Here is a 16,263-nt window from a genome sequence, read left to right as displayed (position 1 = left end):
CTTCCAGACCGAGCTCCCCCGTTCACGAGGCAACAGCCACGAAAAGGCGCGAGTTCGTGGGAGGGCCCCCCGCCGGCCCCTCCCTCGTCACCCCCACCCCCGCCCGTCGCAGCTCAGCTGCATCCCATGCTGTTGCCGCAGTTGAGGCACTTGTAGCAGGCCCCGTTCCGCACGGTGATGTGCCCGCAGCCGTCGCAGACCGGCGCGTCGCCCATCATGTCCTCGAGCTGCGCGTCGAGCGCGCTCGCCGTCCGTCCTCCGCCCTCGACCAGCGCCGCCGCAGCCGGCGTGGTTGGCGAGAACGTCACCGCGCCGCTCTCCTGCGCCCGCGACTCGACAGGGTCCTCCATGGCCGAGCTGACCGGCTGGACGTGGGCGAGGTCGTAGCGGTTCAGGTACTCGACCCCGAGCACGCGGAAGAGGTAGTCGACGATCGACGTCGACATCTTCACGTAGTCGTGCCCCTCGACGATGCCCTGCGGCTCGAAGCGGGTGAAGGTGTACTGCTCGACGAAGGTCTCGAGCGGCACGCCGTACTGGAGCCCGATCGACACCGCCATCGCGAAGCAGTTCATCATCGAGCGGAACGCGGCGCCCTCCTTGTGGAGGTCGATGAAGATCTCGCCGAGCGTCCCGTCGTCATACTCGCCGGTGCGGACGTAGATCTTGTGCCCGCCGACGCGCGCCTCCTGCGTGAAGCCCTTGCGCTTCCTGGGCAGGCGGAACCGCTCGGGCGCCGCCGCCGAGGGCGAGCGCGGGCGCGCCAGCGCGGTCGCTGCCTGGACGATGGGCGCGGGGACCTCGGCCTTGTCGGCCTTGCCCTTGCTCTCCTTGCTGTCGCTCGAGGTCGACGAGAGCGGCTGCGACGCCTTGCAGCCGTCGCGGTAGAGCGCGACCGCCTTGAGCCCGAGGCGCCACCCCTCCTCGTAGATCCGCTGCACCTCCTCGACCGTCGCGTCGTTCGGCAGGTTCACGGTCTTCGAGATGGCGCCGGACAGGAACGGCTGCGCGGCCGCCATCATGCGGACGTGCGCCATCGGCGCGAGGTACCGCCGGCCCTTCTTGCCGCAGCGGTTGGCGCAGTCGAACACCGCGTAGTGCTCCTCGCGCAGGTGCGGCGCCCCCTCCACCGTCATGCGGCCGATGATCGTCTCGTTCGCCTCCTCGATCTCCGCGGCCGAGAAGCCGAGGTGCTGGAGCAGCGAGAAGCCGAAGCGCGCCCGCGACTCCTTGGAGACGCCGAGCCTGTCATAGGCCTCCTCGCCGAGGATCCAGGGACCGAAGGCGAGATCCAGATCGAAGACGCCGGGGATCGCGGCCTCGACCTTCGCGAGGTCGTCGCTCGTGAGCCCCCGCGCCTTGAGCGACGCCCGGTTCACGTGCGGCGCCGCCAGCAGCGTGTTCGTGCCGGAGACGTAGGCGACGATCTCCTGCACCTCCGCCTCGGGGTACCCGAGCCGCCGGAGCGCCTCGGGCACGGACTGGTTCACGATCTTGAAGTAGCCGCCGCCGGCGAGCTTCTTGAACTTCACGAGCGAGAAGTCGGGCTCGATGCCCGTCGTGTCGCAGTCCATCAGGAGGCCGATGGTGCCGGTCGGGGCGAGCACCGTCGCCTGGGCGTTGCGGTAGCCGTGCTCCTGCCCGATCCGGACCGCCTCGTCCCAGTCGGCGCACGCCGCCCGCCAGAGCGACTCCGGGCAGCGGTCACGGTCGATCGCGTAGGCGGCGTCGCGGTGCATGCCCATCACCCGGAGCATCGGCTCGCGGTTCCTGGCGAAGCCGGCGAACGGCCCCTTCGCGGCGGCCATCTCCGCCGAGACCCGGTAGGCGTGCCCGCAGAGGATCGCGGTGAGCGCGCCCGCGACCGAGCGCCCCTGATCGGAGTCGTACGGGATGCCCTGCAGCATGAGCAGGGTGCCGAGGTTGGCGTAGCCGAGCCCGAGCGGGCGGTAGTCGTGCGAGTTCTTCGCGATGGTGCGGGTCGGGTACGCCGAGAAGTCGACGAGGATCTCCTGCGCGACGAAGAACACCCGCACCGCGTGGCGGTAGCCCTCGATGTCGAACGAGCCGTCCTCGCGGAGGAACTTCGTGAGGTTCAGGCTCGCCAGGTTGCAGGCCGAGTCGTCGAGGAACATGTACTCCGAGCACGGGTTCGAGGCGTTGATGCGCGCCGTGTTCGGGCAGGTGTGCCAGCGGTTGATGGTCGTGTCGTACTGCACGCCCGGATCGGCGCAGCCCCACGCCGCATCGGCGATCTGGCGCCAGAGGTCCTTGGCGCTCAGCGTGTCGACGACCTCGCCGGTCGTCCGGGAGCGCGTCTCCCACGCCGCGCCCGTCGCCGCCGCGCGCATGAACTCGTCGCTCACGCGCACGGAGTTGTTCGAGTTCTGCCCGCTCACCGTGTGGTACGCCTCGCCGTTGAAGTCGGAGGGGTACCCCGCGCCGATGAGCGCCATCGCCTTCTTCTCCTCGCGGACCTTCCACTGGATGAAGTCGACGATCTCCGGGTGGTCCATGTCGAGGCAGACCATCTTCGCGGCGCGCCGCGTCGTGCCGCCGCTCTTCGTCGCGCCGGCGGCGCGGTCGAACACCTCGAGGAAGCTCATGAGCCCCGAGCTCGTCCCGCCGCCCGAGAGCTTCTCCTGCTTCCCGCGGATCGCGCTGAAGTTCGTCCCCGTCCCCGACCCGTACTTGAACAGCCGGGCCTCGCTCTTCACGAGGTCGTAGATGCTCATCAGGTCGTCCTGGACCGCCTGGATGAAGCACGCGGAGCACTGCGGCCGCTCGTAGGCGTTCCGGGTCTCGACGATGTCGTCGAGGGCGCCCGTCGCGTTCGCTCGAGGCGCCGACGCCTTCCCGTTGGCGCTCCCGTTCCCCGCGTCGGCCGAGGCCTCGTTCCAGGCGAAGTTGCCGCCCGACCCCTCGATGCCGTACCGGTGGTAGAGCCCGCAGTTGAACCAGACGGGCGAGTTGAACGCGCCGTACTGGTGCACGAGCAGGTAGGCGAGCTCCGCCTCGAAGGTGTCCGCGTCCTTCGTCGAGGCGAAGTAGCCACCGAAGTGCTCACCCGCCTCGCGGATGGTGCGCGCCAGCCGGTGGACGACCTGGCGGACGCTCGTCTCGCCGAGCTCCTTCTTGCCGTGGATCCCCGCCTTGCGGAAGTACTTGGAGACGACGATGTCGGTCGCTAGTTGCGACCAGCCGGCGGGGATCTCGGCGCCTTCCATCTTGAAGACGACCGAGCCGTCGGGGTTGGTGATGACGCTCGATCGGCGCTCCCAGGTGACCTCATCGAGCGGATCCGCGGCCCGGTGCGTGAACCGCCGGTCGAACCCGAGCCCGCGGGGGCGCGAGGCCCCCTTCTTCGCGCCCTTCTTCGAGGCTGCGCCGTCGACCTGCGCCTTGGTGGCCCCCCCGGTCACCGGACGCCCACCCCCATCTTCCTTCGTCCGTGCCGTCATCTTGCCATTCCCGGCGGGGAGCTTACCGCCGTCACCCACAACTGCCGACTGGGCCATTTCCAAGTCCTCCTGTGAACCACCGCACCTGGCGGTGACCCGGGTCCTACCGAAAGCACAAAGAGTTCCCTGGAGAACTCCGAGGCATCATCGCCTCGATCTCCACAGGTCTCGTCGCTTCTCCCCTACTACCTGCTCGAACGTTCCGTCTTGCGACCAGTGAGCATAGTTTCAGGTGCCATGTCTGACAGGCGTGCGCCGACATGCGGGAGCGCCTGACCGCCTGCTATCCAAACTCGCGAACGGTCCGTGCGTCAAGGAGAACCGCTACAGGTTGGGATCTCCCTCCGAACAGGGCCCACATATAGGGTCTCTCTGTCCGGTGCGGGATTCCTAGCGATCCGTGATCAGTTCTGAACAGGTGCTACCCACCGGGCGCACAGATTACGCACAGCTTCTCCCGCGACAAAATCCGCCGCTTCCATGGAATGCGCCCAACCAACCACCAGCTCTTCCATGGAGCCGGCCGTCGCCGCCTAGTCCAGGTCGTCGGCCTCCGCGCAGTACGCGAGCACCCGCTCCCCCTCGCAGTGGATGGCGAGCGCCACCTCCTGGGCGAGCCCGCGAAGCCCGACGAGCTCGAGCAGCGTGGGCACCGGCGCGGGCAGCAGCGGCGGGGGTGGGATGTACCGCGACGCGCGCACGATGGCGGGCTCGATGGCGGCCGCCTTGGGCCCGATCATCTGGCGCAGCTCGTGGAGCGCCCGCTCGAACCCGCCGAGCATGTCGACGAGGCCGCGCGCCTGCGCTTCGGCGCCGCTGTAGACGCGACCCTGCGCGAGCGGCTCGATCTCCTCGACCGGGCGGCGGCGGCCGCGGGCGACGACGCGGAGGAACGCCGCGTAGATCGCGTCGAGCTCGCGCTCCACCACCGCCCGCTCCCCCGCGTCGAGCTTGCGCGACGGCGAGAACAGGTCCGCCCGCGCGCCGCGCTTCACGACGTCGGTCGAGACGCCGAGGCGCTCGAGCAGCGGGCCGAGCGCGAAGCGCGCCGAGACCACGCCGATGCTCCCCGTGATCGTCTGCGGCTGCGCGACGATCGCGTGCGCGGCCGCCGCCACGTAGTAGCCGCCGCTCGCCGCCACGTTCGACAGGCACGCCACGACGGGCTTCACCTCCGCGAGGCGGGTGACCTCGTGGTGGATCCTGTCGGAGGCGAGCGCGGAGCCGCCCGGCGAGTCGACGTGGAGGATGACCCCCTGGACGCGCGGGTTCTGCCGCGCCGCGCGCAGGCTCGCGACGAGCCGCTCCTCGCTGGCCAGCGAGGCGCCACGGAAGTGGGCGCGGCTGACGATCGCGCCGTGCACCTCGATGACGCCGAGGACGGGCCGAGGCCACACCGGCGTCAGCGAGAGAGCGCGCCGCGCGCCCAGGTAGCGGTCCGCCGACACGAGGCGGTTCTTCGAATGCCGCGCAGCAGCAGGAGCTCCTCCGCCCGACGCGCCGTCCGCGTCTTGCGCGCCGCTCTCGGCGCGGCGCGGCGCCGCGGTCGCGGACGGGAGCGACCCCGCCACGAGCATGTGCTCGAGCTCATCCTCGTACGCGACAGCGTCGACGATGCCTCGCGCGACGGCCTGCTCCGCGCCGAAGGGGGCCTCGTCGATCCACCGCGCGGCCGTCTCGCGATCGACGCGGCGCCCCTGGGCGAGCGCCGCGGTCAGGTCCCCGAGGCGCCCGTCGAGCAGGGCGCCCACCTGCTCGCGCTGCGCGGCGCTCATCGTGTCCCGCACGAGCACCTCGCCGGCGTTCTTGTACATCCCCTTCGCGAACACCTCGGGCTCGACGCCGACCTGCTCCAGCGCGCGGCGCACGTAGCGGCCCTCCACAGCGAACCCGAGCGGCGACACCATCGTCTCGGGCCCGACGACGATGGCCCGCGCGGCCGAGGCGAGCAGGAGCGTCGTGGTGTCGGCGCCCATCGGCAGGTAGGCGACGACGTCCTTGCCCCCCGCCCGGATCTCGAGGAGCGCGTCCCGGAGCGAGGCCGCCACCGCCGGCCCCGCGTGCACCGACCGGATCCGGAGGAGCAGCCCCGCCGGGCGCGGATCCTTCATCAGGTGCTTGCCGAGCTCGCGGACGCGCTCCACCGAGAGCGGTGCCCTCTTCCTGGGACGCCACGAGAGCGCCAGGCGGACCCTGGGCGGCTGGAGATCGACCACGCGGCCGTCGATTTCGAGAACGACATACCCGCCCCGGGGTGCAGCAAACGCCCAGCGGAGCGCGCTGACGGGGAGCAGCAGCAGGCGGAGGAGATTGACGAGCAGGGCAGCGATCACCGGAGGCTCCTCGAAATCTGGGGAAAGGCGGCTCGGCGTCCGCCGGCGGTCACGATGGGGTGGGGGGAGACAGGGTGTGCAGGAACCGGTCCGCGCGGCACGAGATCCGGTGGCGAGGTCGGCGCCGCCTGGCCCCGGCGCCGGAACTGGAAAGAGAGAGCGTGACGCAAGGGGCCACCCTGTGGCTACACTGTCGCTCCAAGTTTCGAAGGGGACGGCGAGCCGATGTGGGTTACGTCTTGAAGAAGTCGTCCTCTCTCTTTCAGACCAGCTCAGCAAGCCGCGGGCCGTAGGCCCCCGGCGCCCTGGGTGGCAGACCCCCTCCACCGAACGTGCATCCCGAGCAGAGCGCCCCCGCCCCGAGCCAGCTCCCCTTGCCACCGCCGTCCACCTTGCGGCTCGTGCCCCTCGGGGGGCTCGGCGAGGTCGGGATGAACTGCCTCGCGCTTCAGCAGTCGGATGGGCTGCTGCTCATCGACTGCGGGGTGACGTTCCCGAGCACGGACCTCGGCGTCGACGTTTACCACCCGCGCTTCGATCACGTGCTCGCGCTCCGCGATCAGGTGCGCGGCATCGTGCTGACGCACGGCCACGAGGACCACATCGGCGGGCTGCCGTTCCTCCTGCGTCACCTCGACGTCCCCGTCTGGGGCCCGCCGCACGCGCTGGAGCTGGTGCGCTACCGGCTCGCGGAGCACGCGCTCGAGGACAAGGTGCGCCTGCTGCCCACGCAGGTCGGGCGCGAGGTCGCGATCGGCGGCTTCGTCGTGGAGCCGCTCCGGGTGACGCACTCGATCGTCGACGCGACGGCGCTCGCGATCCACACGGCCGCGGGGCTCGTCGTCCATACCGGGGACTTCAAGCTGGACCCGACGCCGCTCGACGGCGAGCCGACCGACGAGGCCCGCTTCCGCGCGCTCGGCGACGCGGGCGTCCGGCTGCTCCTGTCCGACAGCACCAACGTGGACTCGCCCGGCGAGGCGGGGAGCGAGCGCGCCGTCGCCCACGCGCTGGCGGAGCTCGTCGAGACCGCGCCCGCGCGCGTCGTGGTCGGCGTCTTCGCCTCGAACGTGCAGCGCCTCCTCGCCCTCGGTCAGGCCGCGATCCGCGCGCGCCGCAAGATCTGCCTGCTCGGCCGCAGCGTGCAGACGCACGTGCGGGCCGCGCAGACCGTGGGGAGGCTCCCGTGGCCGAGCGACCTGCTCGTCCCGCCCGAGGTCGCCTCGTCGATGCCGCGCGAGCGGCTCCTCGTCATCGCGAGCGGCACGCAGGCCGAGCGGGCCTCCACGCTGACGCGGTTCGCCTCGGGGACGCACCCGCTCCTGCGCCTCGAAGAGGGGGATCGGGTCGTGCTCTCGAGCCGCGTCATCCCTGGCAACGACCGCCCGGTCGTCGACATGATGGCCGGGCTGCTCCGCCTCGGCGTCGAGCTCGTGACGTGGTCGACGGATCGGCGCGTCCACGCGAGCGGGCACGCGCACCGGACGGAGCAGGCGCGCATGATCGATCTCACCCAGCCGCGCGGCTTCCTCCCCGTGCACGGCGCGCTGCACCACCTGACGCGGCACGCGGAGCTCGCGCGGGAGCGCGGCGTGGCCGAGGTGCTCGTCGCCGAAAACGGCCACGTCGTCGAGATCGGCACGACGCAGCCGCTCGGCCGGAGCGGCCGGGCCGTCGCCGGCCGGGTGGCGACGGCGGGCGGCGAGGAGCTCGGGGAGGAGGTCCTCCGGGAGCGAGCGACCCTCGGTCGCCAGGGGGTGGCCTTCGTGTCGCTGGTCGTCGATGTGCACGGCGCCCTCGCGGCGCCGCCGCAGGTCCTCGCCCGCGGGGTCACCGGGGAGCTCGAGGGCGGCGCGCTGAGGGCCGCGGCGCGCGCGGTCGCGCAGGCGGTGAACGACTGCGAGCCGCGCGCGCGGCGCCGCGACAACGACATCATCGAGATCGCCCGGCTCGCGGCGCGCCGGACGCTCGAGGCGAAGCTCGGGAGGCGCCCGCTGGTGACGGTGGCGCTCACGCGTCTGTGACGCCGCTCGAGGGGAGCCCTCCGCCCTCGGGTGGCGCCGGAGCCGGCGACGGCGGCGGCGCGAGGCTCTCCGCGCGAGATTTCCTGGGCCCGGTGCTGCTCTCCCACATCGAGCGCGTCCGCGCCGATGCGCGGCGCGTCGTCACCGGGAGCGAGCAGGGCGCGGAGCCGGACGCGGAGGCGGTGCACGACTTCCGGGTCTCGCTTCGCCGGCTCCGGACGCTGCTCAAGCCGGCGCGACGCATCTACGGACGGAGGCGGCTCCGCCCCGTGGCCGAGGGGCTCCGGGAGTTCGCGCGGGCGACCGGCGCGCTGCGCGACGAGGAGGTGCTGCGCGAGACGCTCACCGCGCTCGATCTGGACGAGGCGGCCCGGGCGGCCGTCGCTGGGTGGGTCGCGCAGCGCGCGCGCCGCGAGCGCGAGGCGAGGGCCCACATCGTCGAGCTGCTCCAGCAGGATCGCCCGGACGACACGGGCGTGGCGCAGGCCGACGCGCCGGCCGAAGGCGACACGGGTGCGACGCAGGCCGACGCGCCGGCCGAGGGCGAGCGGCTCCGGCTGGAGCCTCACCTCGCGCGCCTCGAGCGGCGCATCTCGCGCCGGAAAGCGAGGAAGCGCGGCGCCGAGGCGCTCGCGAGGCGAGCGATCGGTGATGCCCTGGACGACGTGCGCACGCTCGCCGCGAGCGACCCGGGCGACGGCGCGGCCATGCACGCGCTCCGGATCCGCTTCAAACGGCTGCGCTACTCCGCGGAGACGTTCTCACCGCTCTTCGGAGAGCGCGCCGAGCGCACCGCGAAATCCGCGTCACGGATGCAGCGCCGCCTCGGCCAGCTGCACGACGCCGATGAGGCGCTCGCGCAGATGACGAGAGCGGAGGCCCTGGCGCCTGACGCGCGCGCTGCCGTCATCGAGGCGCTCGTCGCAGAGCGGGCGCGGCTCGCTCACAAGGCGACCGAGGAGCTCGCGCGAGAGCTCGATACGCTCACATCGCTCTGGTCGGGCGATCCCCGCGCGCTCCCGAGCGGATGACGCAGCGCACGGGGCGCGGTGCAGCAAGGAGCGCCGCAGCAGGCGCGCTCCGGACTGGGCGAACGGGCGCACAGGGATCGCCGGCTGCGGAGCTCGCCGTGCGGACAGGCGCTTCGTGGTACCGTCGGTCGGGCTCCTTCGAACCGAGGCGAAGCCCGCCGATCCCGGAGGTCGTGTTGCGCCGCTCTGCGTTCCAAAGCGTCACCGCGCTCGTCGCTCTCCTCGCGGCGAGCGCCTGCACCCAGGACTTCGACCAGTTCGAGCCCGCGCTCTTCCCGGGGCCGTCCGGGAGCGGCTCCGGCGGGGCCAGCAGCTCCGGCGGAGATGGAGGAGGCCAGACGGCGGCTGGGAGCACCACGAGCAGCGGCGGCGCCGGCGGCGGCGAGCGGTGCACCAACGGCGAGGATGACGACGGCGATGGCGCCGTCGACTGTGCCGACGACGACTGCGGAGGGTTCGCCTGCGTCGCCGCGCCCGAGGACTGGCAAGGGCCCGGCCTCCTGTACCAGGGCCCCGACGCAGCGGACGTCGCCTGCCCCGAGGGCTTCTCCGAGCGGGTGGACGTGGGCGGCCGCGAGCCCCTCGACACGCCCGCGACCTGCAGCGCGTGCGCGTGCGGCGCGCCGACCGTGGCGTGCGAGACGCCCGCGGTCACGGTGTACTCGCGTGGCGCGTGTGGCGGGGGGGGCGCGACGCTGCCGGTGCAGACGGAGGAATGCATCAACCTCGGCGGCGACTTCCAGGCCGGCAGCTACAGCGGCGAAGCGCCCGGCGTGGATTCGGCGACGTGCGCCGCGTCGGGCGGCGAGGCGACGTTGCCGCCGCCGCGCTTCGGTATCGAGGGGCTCGTGTGCGCCGCCGGGTCGGACGCCGGCGGATGTGGCGCCGGCGAGGCCTGCGCCCCGCGACAGATCGACGCGCCGTTCGAGCAGGGCGTCTGCGTCTGGCGCGACGGGGACCAGCGCTGCCCCGAGGGGTTCGGCGAGCGACACGTGTTCGCGAGCTCGATGGTCGACAACCGCGGCTGCACCCGATGCACGTGCGACACGGGCGGCGTGCGCTGCGCGGCGACGCTGACGCTCTTCGAGCAGAGCCGCTGCCGGGGGCCCGGCGAGACCGTGCCGTTCAACGGGGCCTGCGTCGACGATCCGCCCCCTGCCGTCTCGGTGTCGCTCGAGGTGACCGGGACCGGCAGCTGCCAGCCGCGCGGCGGCGGCCCCACAGGCGAGGTCGAGGAGGGCGAGGACAAGATCACCGTCTGCTGCGCCCGCTGAAGGAGCGGAGCGGTGCGCTGGCCGCGCGGCGCTGAACGGCGCCGCGCGGCGCGCCGCGCGCTTACTGCCGGAAGATCTCGACGCGCTCGAGGACGACGTCCTGGTTGGGCCGATCGCGCGTGGTCGCCACGTTGGCGATGCGGTGGACGATGTCCTGCCCGCTCACGACCTTGCCGAACACCGTGTGGCGGTTGTCGAGGTGCGGCGTCGGCCCGTCGGTGATGAACCACTGCGCGCCGTTCGTGTTCTTGCCGGCGTTGGCCATGGAGAGCACGCCGGCGCCCTCGTGCCTCAGCGAGGGGTTGAACTCGTCGGCGAACTTGTACCCGGGGCCGCCCGTGCCCCAGAGCGCCGCCTTGTCCGGGTAGCGCGAGAGCGGGTCGCCGCACTGGATCATGAACCCCGAGATCACGCGGTGAAAGCGGACGCCGTCGTAACAGGGAGTCCCCTGCATCCCCTGGCCGGTCTTCGGATCGGTCCAGTTGATGGTGCCCGTGGCGAGGCCGACGAAGTTCTTGACCGTGTTGGGGGCGCCCTCCTCCTCGAGCCGGACCGTGATGTCACCGAGCGAGGTCTTGAGCCGGGCGTGGAGCTTGCCGGTGCCGGGCACGTTGATCTGGGGGAATTCCATCGGGACTTCTCCTTGTTTTGGCCGCCGAGGCGGCGCCGTCAGCCGAGGGAGGTGAGCCGCGGGCCCCCCTTCCTGCGTTCTGCTGCGCCGGTCTTATCTCATCTGGCGCCGCGGACGAGCGGCGAAATGACCTCACGCGCGCTCGAAGAGCGTCGCGATGCCCTGGCCGACGCCGATGCACAGCGAGGCGACCCCGACCTTGGCGCCGCGCGCGCGCATCGCATGCACCAGGGTGCACGCGATGCGCGCGCCCGAGCAGCCGATCGGGTGCCCGAGCGCGATCGAGCCGCCGCGGACGTTGACGCGCGCCGGGTCGAGCTCGAGCGCGCGCGAGCACGCGAGCGCCTGCGCCGCGAACGCCTCGTTGAGCTCGAACAGATCGACGTTGGGTACGCGGAGCCCGGTCCGCTGAAGGAGCTTCTTCACGGCCGGGATCGGCCCCTCCCCCATGAGGTTGGGATCCACCCCGGCGGTCGCCGTCGCGATCACCCGCGCGCGCGGCGTCGCGCCGGCGGCCTGCACGGCGTCGCCCGAGGCGAGCAGGAGGGCCGCGGCGCCGTCGTTGAGGGGGGACGAGTTGCCCGCCGTGACGGTCCCGCCCTCGCGAAAGGCGGGCTTGAGCTTCGACAGCGCCTCGAGCGAGGCGTCGGCGCGCACGCCCTCGTCGCGCTCGAACAGGACGGGATCGCCCTTCTTCTGGGGGACGAGCACGGGGACCACCTCGTCGGCGAAGCCCCCCGACTCCCACGCGAGCGTGGCGCGCTCGTGGGAGAGGAGCGCGAACCGATCCTGCTCGTCGCGGCTGATGCCGTGCTTCTTGGCCACGTTCTCGGCCGTCTCCCCCATCGACTGGAGCTCGAACCGCGCGGCCATCCTCGCGTTCGGATAGCGCCAGCCGAGGGTCGTATCGTAGAGGGTCGGCGCGCTCCGCTCGAAGCGCTCGGCCTGCTTGGGCATCGTGAACGGCGCGCGCGTCATGCTCTCGACGCCCCCCGCGATCGCGCAGTCGGTCTCGCCGGTGGCGATCATCCGCGCGGCGTCGGCCACCGCCTCGAGCCCCGAGCCGCAGAGGCGATTCACCGTGACGCCCGGGACCTCGTAGGGGAGGCCGGCGAGCAGCGCGGCCATGCGCGCGACGTTGCGGTTGTCCTCTCCGGCCTGGTTCGTCGCGCCGAAGACGACGTGATCGAGGCGCGGCGCGAGCGAAGGATTGCGACGCACGAGCGCGTCGAGGACGTGCGCTGCGAGGTCGTCGGGGCGGACCGTCGCCAGCGCGCCGGCGTAACGGGCGATCGGGGTCCGGACGGCGTCGACGACAAAGACAGGGCGCAGGGCAGCAGCCATGACGAGAGCGTAGCGTCGCCTGGTCGGCGCGCAGCGGAGATCGCGCGCGTCCTGGAATCTCCGCTCGGCTCGACGCGCGCCGCGCCGGCGTCGATGTCGCGTGCGTCCGCCCGATCACGCCAGGGGTGAGCACGGGGGCCGATCGGAAGGCCGGTGCGGAGGACGACCGATCGGCCTGGTCCGTCCTGCACAGGGTGGAAGAGGCGGCGCGCAGCGGCTCAATAGCTATCGCTGGATCCGCCCCCGCCGGAGCGACCCCCGCCGCCGCCGCCGAACCCGGACCCACCGCCACCACCGCGGCCGCCGCCGCCACCTCGGAAGAGGAGCGCCTGGAGGACGAGCCACAGGAACCAGCGGAAGGAGGGCGAAATCAGCGCGAGCACGAGCGCCCCCACGATGGCGACGACCGTCACGCCGATCCTGATCGGCGAGACCGGGGCGGGCGCCGGCTGGGCGCCGGGCGCCGGGCGCCGTTCCTCCTCGGGTGTCCCGGCGACGAGCGTCCTGGCGATCTCTGCAGTTCCCTGGTCGATGGCCTCACGGAATCGATCCTGCCTGAGCAGCGGGTTGATGGTCTGCCGGATGATGTCGTTCGACTGGAGATCCGTGAGCGCTCCGCCCACGCCCTTGCCCGTCTCGATCCGGACGCGCCGCTCGTTCGGGGCGATCACGAGGAGAACGCCGTTGTCGGCCCCGCGCTGGCCGAGCTGCCAGGTATTGAAGGCCTCGTAGGCGACGTCCTCGATCGTCTCGCCTTCGAGGGATCCGGCCACGAAGGCGACGATCTCGAACCCCGTCTCGCGGCGGATGCGATCGAGCTTCGCGTCGAGAGCGCGGATGTCGGACGGCTCGAGCCGTCCAGCGGTGTCGACGACGTGCCCTGTGAGCGTCGGCGGCGTGAAGTCGGCGAGGGCCGGCCGCGCGACGAGCGCGCAGACCAGCGCGAACGCGGCCGCGACGGCCCTGGCCACGGCCCGCAGCCGCGCCCCGCCCATGCCGATCCGGCGCATCGCCGCGCCCCTCATCAGAACGAGACCTTCGGCGCCGACTGGACCTCGGGAGACGCGGTGAAATAGACGCGCGGCTTGAACGGCTGGCCCGTCGCCTTGTTCACCACCTGGCCCCGGATCTTCAGGAGCTCCGCGTTGTACTCGCGCGCCGCCTGGTTGTACTCCTGGCGCGCCCGGAGGATCCGGTTCTCGATTCCCTCCAGCTGGATCTGGAGGCTGTGGAAGGCCTGGTTCGCCTTGAGATCAGGGTATTGCTCCTGCACGACGAGGAGCCGCGAGAGCGAGCCGCTGAGCTGCTCCTGCGCCTTCTGGAAGGCCTGCACCTTCTCCGGATCCGTCAGATCGTCGGCCTTGAGCTGGACGCTTGTCGCGCGGGCGCGCGCCTCGGCGACGCTCGCGAGCGTCTGCTCCTCGTGCTTGGCCGACCCCTTCACGACGGCCACCAGGTTCGGGACCAGGTCGTAGCGCCGCTGGAGATCCGCCTCGAGATCGGACCATTTCTGGGCCGCGATCTGATCTTTCTCGACCAGCAAGTCGTAGCGCTGGCAGCCGACGACGGACGTCATGACGGCGAGCACCGCCAGGAACAGGGAGGCCACCGCGAGGCGCTTCCGAAATGTCGATTTGTGAACAATCCGCATGACTGGCTCCAGGGTCGCTTGCATTACCCGTCGGGGTTGCGTCGCGAGACGCCTTGCAAAACCCCGGCCCCATGGCGCCCGCGGCGGGCTGGCGTGCTGCGGCGCCCCCGCGACGTGATACCCTTTCCCTGTCGTGCCCTCGGTCGGCGCGCGCCATGCACCGTGCAGGAGGGCCGCAGGGAGGCCACACGCGTGGCGCGCCGCCACAGTCGCCCATTACGATGAGCCACCGCCCGCGCATCGCAGCCCATTCGCTCAGCCCTGCAGCTTATGCGCCGTATGGCGACATCCTCATGGCCTCGCCGCACGGCGAGCCCGGGAGGCCTGCCAACCAGGGGACGGCGCGGCGCTTCGATCACCTCGCCGCGATCGAGAACCTCCGCCCCGGGCACGCCTCGCTGAACGTCTCGGTGTTCCGCTGCGCCCCGCGCTCGAGCTTCCCGCTCCCGATCGCCCTGCTCGAGAAGCACCCCGGCTCGACCCAGGCGTTCGTGCCGATGAGCGCGCGGCGCTACCTCGTCGTCGTGGCCCTCGGCGGCGACCGGCCCGAACTCGCGACGCTCGGCGCCTTCATCGCCCACGGCGCCCAGGGCATCACCTATCGCCCCGGCGTGTGGCACCACCCCATGATCGCGCTCGACGCCGAGGCCGACTTCGTCTGCCTGTCCTGGGAGGACGGCTCTCCCGGCGACTGCGCCGTTGTCGAGTACGCAGAGGGCGAGCGGATCGCGGTCGCGATCGACGCGATCGACGCGATCGACGCGATCGACGCGATCAACCGCTGACGGCCGGACGTCTCCTTCCTCCTCGCCGATCCCGCGCGGCGCGATGGCCCGCGCCGCCGCTGCTGGGAGGGACCGCGGCGGCCTTGGGGGGCGGTCGCCTCCGGGCCGCGCTGCGCCGCAGCCTCCGGGCGCGCGCCGCGCTATAGAGGCGCCCCCCCCCGCCATGCGCCGCTCGACCCCCAATTGCTCGTTCGTCGCGCAGGAGCAGCGAAGGCTGCTCGCCGCGCTCGACTCCCTCGACGTCGCCGACGTCGCCCGCATCCTCGAGGAGTTCGTCACGGACGAGCGCAGGGCCCGGCTGCGCGGCGTCATCGCGACGCGGCTCGATGCCGTCACCGTGGCCATGGATGCGCCGCACGATCCGCACAACGGGGCCGCCGTGCTCCGCTCCTGCGACGCGTTCGGCTTGCAGCGGCTCCACATCATCGAGCGGGCCGAGCAGTTCCTCGTCTCGAACACTGTCTCGCGCGGCTCCGAGCGCTGGGTCGACGTGCGCACGCACGCGACCACCGAGGCCGCGGTCGCCGCGCTCCGCGCCTCGGGGCACGAGCTCGTGGCGACCCACCCGGAAGGCGAGCTCACCCCGCGCGACCTCTCGAGCATCCCCCGCCTCGCGCTGGTCCTCGGCAACGAGCGCGACGGCATCCGCCCCGACCTGGCCGCCGGCTGCGCCCGCGCCGTGCGCGTCCCGATGCGCGGCTTCGCGGAGAGCCTCAACGTGAGCGTCACCGCGGCGATCCTGCTCGAGCACGCGACGAACGGCCGGCCCGGCGACCTGCCGGAGCCCTACCGGATCCATCTCTATGCGCGCGCGCTGGTGCTCACCGTCCCCCACGCGGCGGAGATCCTGGCCGCGCGGGGCATGCACCTCCCCCAGCCCCTCGGAGGAACGCCGCCCCCTCCCCCGAAGCCGCGCGGCCCCAAGCCGCGGAGGCCGCCCGCCCCGCCCGCGCTGCCCGCGCTCGAGCCGCGCAGCGCCGGCGCCCCGCGGGAGCCTGAAGGCGGATAACATGCAGCTCCCCATGCGAAGCCCCGGTCCCCCGCGGCGCGAGCCGCGCGCCCGCCGCGACGCGGCGCGCCTTCCGGCGCCTCACGGCCTCCGCGCGCGCCTCGCCCGCGCGGCGCTCGACGTCGCGCGCGGCGCGGCCGCCCTCGCCCTGCTCCTCGCCGGCTGCATCGAGGTGCCGCCGCCCCCGCCCAGGCCGCCCCTCCAGCCGAAGGACATCAAGGTCTCCGAGGGCGTCGGGCTCGAGATCGCCTGCACACCGACGGGGGTCGAGCTCTGCTTCGACGCCCGCGACAACAACTGCAACGGCGTGATCGACGAGGGCTGCGGGCTCCACACCGGGATCCTCCAGTTCACGATCGCGTGGGAGGAGCCCGAGGCCGACGTCGATCTCAACGTCTATGACCCGGCGGGAGAGCTCGCGCGCGTCGGGGAGCCGACGGCGAGCGGCCTCATGAAGGATCGCGACTGCCCGCGCGTGAGCGGCGAATGCCAGGAGCAGAACGTGGAGAACGTCTTCCTCACCGAGGGCGAGCCGGCGCGGGGCCGCTACCGCGTCGTCGTGCGGCTCGACAAGCTGAACGACGCGACGGCCCCCATCCGCGTCCGCCTGAGCGCGCGGGTCGGCCAGCGCTCGTACAGCATGGCGCTCGATCTGTCTCCCTCCGCCGCGACCGAAGAAAAGAGCGTCGAGTTCACGCTCTGAGCCGCCCACGCGGCGCG

At 72.5% G+C, this 16,263-nt stretch carries 12 protein-coding genes; 6 read left to right on the top strand and 6 right to left on the bottom strand.

All coding sequences use genetic code 11. The annotated features are described in order from the left end of the window. Positions 1-113: 113 nt before the first annotated feature. Both WMF14_RS02290 and sppA read right to left on the bottom strand, forming a co-directional pair. Positions 114-3,518, bottom strand: coding sequence for a vitamin B12-dependent ribonucleotide reductase (locus tag WMF14_RS02290; protein WP_437798546.1), 3,405 nt, complete (start codon positions 3,516-3,518; stop codon positions 114-116). Positions 3,519-3,994: 476 nt separating this feature from the next. After that, on the bottom strand, positions 3,995-5,794 hold the full coding sequence (gene sppA, locus WMF14_RS02285; RefSeq protein WP_437798545.1) for a signal peptide peptidase SppA: 1,800 nt from the start codon (positions 5,792-5,794) through the stop codon (positions 3,995-3,997). Positions 5,795-6,168: 374 nt separating this feature from the next. Here sppA and WMF14_RS02280 point away from each other — a divergent pair, with 374 nt between their 5' ends. The 3 genes from WMF14_RS02280 to WMF14_RS02270 all read left to right on the top strand — a co-directional run bounded on the left by WMF14_RS02280 (position 6,169) and on the right by WMF14_RS02270 (position 10,123). Beyond that, a complete protein-coding gene (locus WMF14_RS02280; RefSeq protein WP_437798544.1) occupies positions 6,169-7,818 on the top strand; it encodes a ribonuclease J in 1,650 nt (549 codons plus the stop codon). Continuing rightward, entirely contained in the window at positions 7,815-8,849 is a 1,035-nt protein-coding gene (locus WMF14_RS02275) for a CHAD domain-containing protein (RefSeq protein WP_437798543.1), read from the top strand. The genes WMF14_RS02280 and WMF14_RS02275 overlap by 4 nt, the downstream gene beginning before the upstream one ends. Before the next feature lie 173 nt (positions 8,850-9,022). Then, positions 9,023-10,123 carry a hypothetical protein gene (locus WMF14_RS02270; RefSeq protein ID WP_437798542.1) on the top strand — a complete coding sequence of 367 codons (1,101 nt, stop codon included), beginning with the start codon at positions 9,023-9,025 and terminating at the stop codon, positions 10,121-10,123. 61 nt (positions 10,124-10,184) lie between these two features. Here the strand turns inward: WMF14_RS02270 and WMF14_RS02265 are convergent, their stop codons facing one another. The 4 genes from WMF14_RS02265 to WMF14_RS02250 form a co-directional block, all read right to left on the bottom strand. After that, the gene (locus tag WMF14_RS02265) at positions 10,185-10,754 is read right to left on the bottom strand and encodes a peptidylprolyl isomerase (protein WP_437327244.1); all 570 of its coding nucleotides are present in this window, start codon (positions 10,752-10,754) and stop codon (positions 10,185-10,187) included. Between the two features lie 132 nt (positions 10,755-10,886). Then, on the bottom strand, positions 10,887-12,098 hold the full coding sequence (locus WMF14_RS02260) for a thiolase family protein (RefSeq protein WP_437798541.1): 1,212 nt from the start codon (positions 12,096-12,098) through the stop codon (positions 10,887-10,889). 218 nt (positions 12,099-12,316) lie between these two features. Beyond that, positions 12,317-13,108: a TPM domain-containing protein gene (locus tag WMF14_RS02255; protein WP_272097486.1), complete on the bottom strand. Its 792-nt coding sequence runs from the start codon at positions 13,106-13,108 to the stop codon at positions 12,317-12,319. A gap of 14 nt (positions 13,109-13,122) precedes the next feature. After that, positions 13,123-13,749: a LemA family protein gene (locus WMF14_RS02250; protein ID WP_272097485.1), complete on the bottom strand. Its 627-nt coding sequence runs from the start codon at positions 13,747-13,749 to the stop codon at positions 13,123-13,125. A 221-nt stretch (positions 13,750-13,970) separates the two neighbouring features. On the opposite strand from WMF14_RS02250, the gene WMF14_RS02245 reads away from it, so the two are divergent. The 3 genes from WMF14_RS02245 to WMF14_RS02235 all read left to right on the top strand — a co-directional run bounded on the left by WMF14_RS02245 (position 13,971) and on the right by WMF14_RS02235 (position 16,246). Further along, positions 13,971-14,534: an ureidoglycolate lyase gene (locus WMF14_RS02245; RefSeq protein WP_437798540.1), complete on the top strand. Its 564-nt coding sequence runs from the start codon at positions 13,971-13,973 to the stop codon at positions 14,532-14,534. A gap of 163 nt (positions 14,535-14,697) precedes the next feature. Continuing rightward, complete coding sequence (locus WMF14_RS02240) at positions 14,698-15,543, top strand: TrmH family RNA methyltransferase (protein ID WP_437798539.1); 846 nt, start codon at positions 14,698-14,700, stop codon at positions 15,541-15,543. A 1-nt stretch (position 15,544) separates the two neighbouring features. After that, complete coding sequence (locus tag WMF14_RS02235) at positions 15,545-16,246, top strand: hypothetical protein (RefSeq protein WP_437798538.1); 702 nt, start codon at positions 15,545-15,547, stop codon at positions 16,244-16,246. Positions 16,247-16,263: the final 17 nt, after the last annotated feature.

The sequence above is a fragment of the Sorangium sp. So ce693 genome (assembly GCF_051521375.1).
GTDB classification, from domain to species: Bacteria; Myxococcota_A; Polyangia; order Polyangiales; family Polyangiaceae; genus Sorangium; species Sorangium atrum.
This window is presented reverse-complemented; position numbering and strand designations above follow the sequence as displayed.

What these genes read in the sequence shown, in the direction of transcription:
- WMF14_RS02290 (WP_437798546.1), bottom strand. Translation starts at nt 3,518, where the DNA reads ATGGCCCAGTCGGCAGTTGTGGGTGACGGCGGTAAGCTCCCCGCCGGG.
- WMF14_RS02250 (WP_272097485.1), bottom strand. Translation starts at nt 13,749, where the DNA reads ATGCGGATTGTTCACAAATCGACATTTCGGAAGCGCCTCGCGGTGGCC.
- WMF14_RS02245 (WP_437798540.1), top strand. Translation starts at nt 13,971, where the DNA reads ATGAGCCACCGCCCGCGCATCGCAGCCCATTCGCTCAGCCCTGCAGCT.
- WMF14_RS02240 (WP_437798539.1), top strand. Translation starts at nt 14,698, where the DNA reads ATGCGCCGCTCGACCCCCAATTGCTCGTTCGTCGCGCAGGAGCAGCGA.
- WMF14_RS02255 (WP_272097486.1), bottom strand. Translation starts at nt 13,108, where the DNA reads ATGCGCCGGATCGGCATGGGCGGGGCGCGGCTGCGGGCCGTGGCCAGG.
- WMF14_RS02235 (WP_437798538.1), top strand. Translation starts at nt 15,545, where the DNA reads ATGCAGCTCCCCATGCGAAGCCCCGGTCCCCCGCGGCGCGAGCCGCGC.
- WMF14_RS02265 (WP_437327244.1), bottom strand. Translation starts at nt 10,754, where the DNA reads ATGGAATTCCCCCAGATCAACGTGCCCGGCACCGGCAAGCTCCACGCC.
- WMF14_RS02260 (WP_437798541.1), bottom strand. Translation starts at nt 12,098, where the DNA reads ATGGCTGCTGCCCTGCGCCCTGTCTTTGTCGTCGACGCCGTCCGGACC.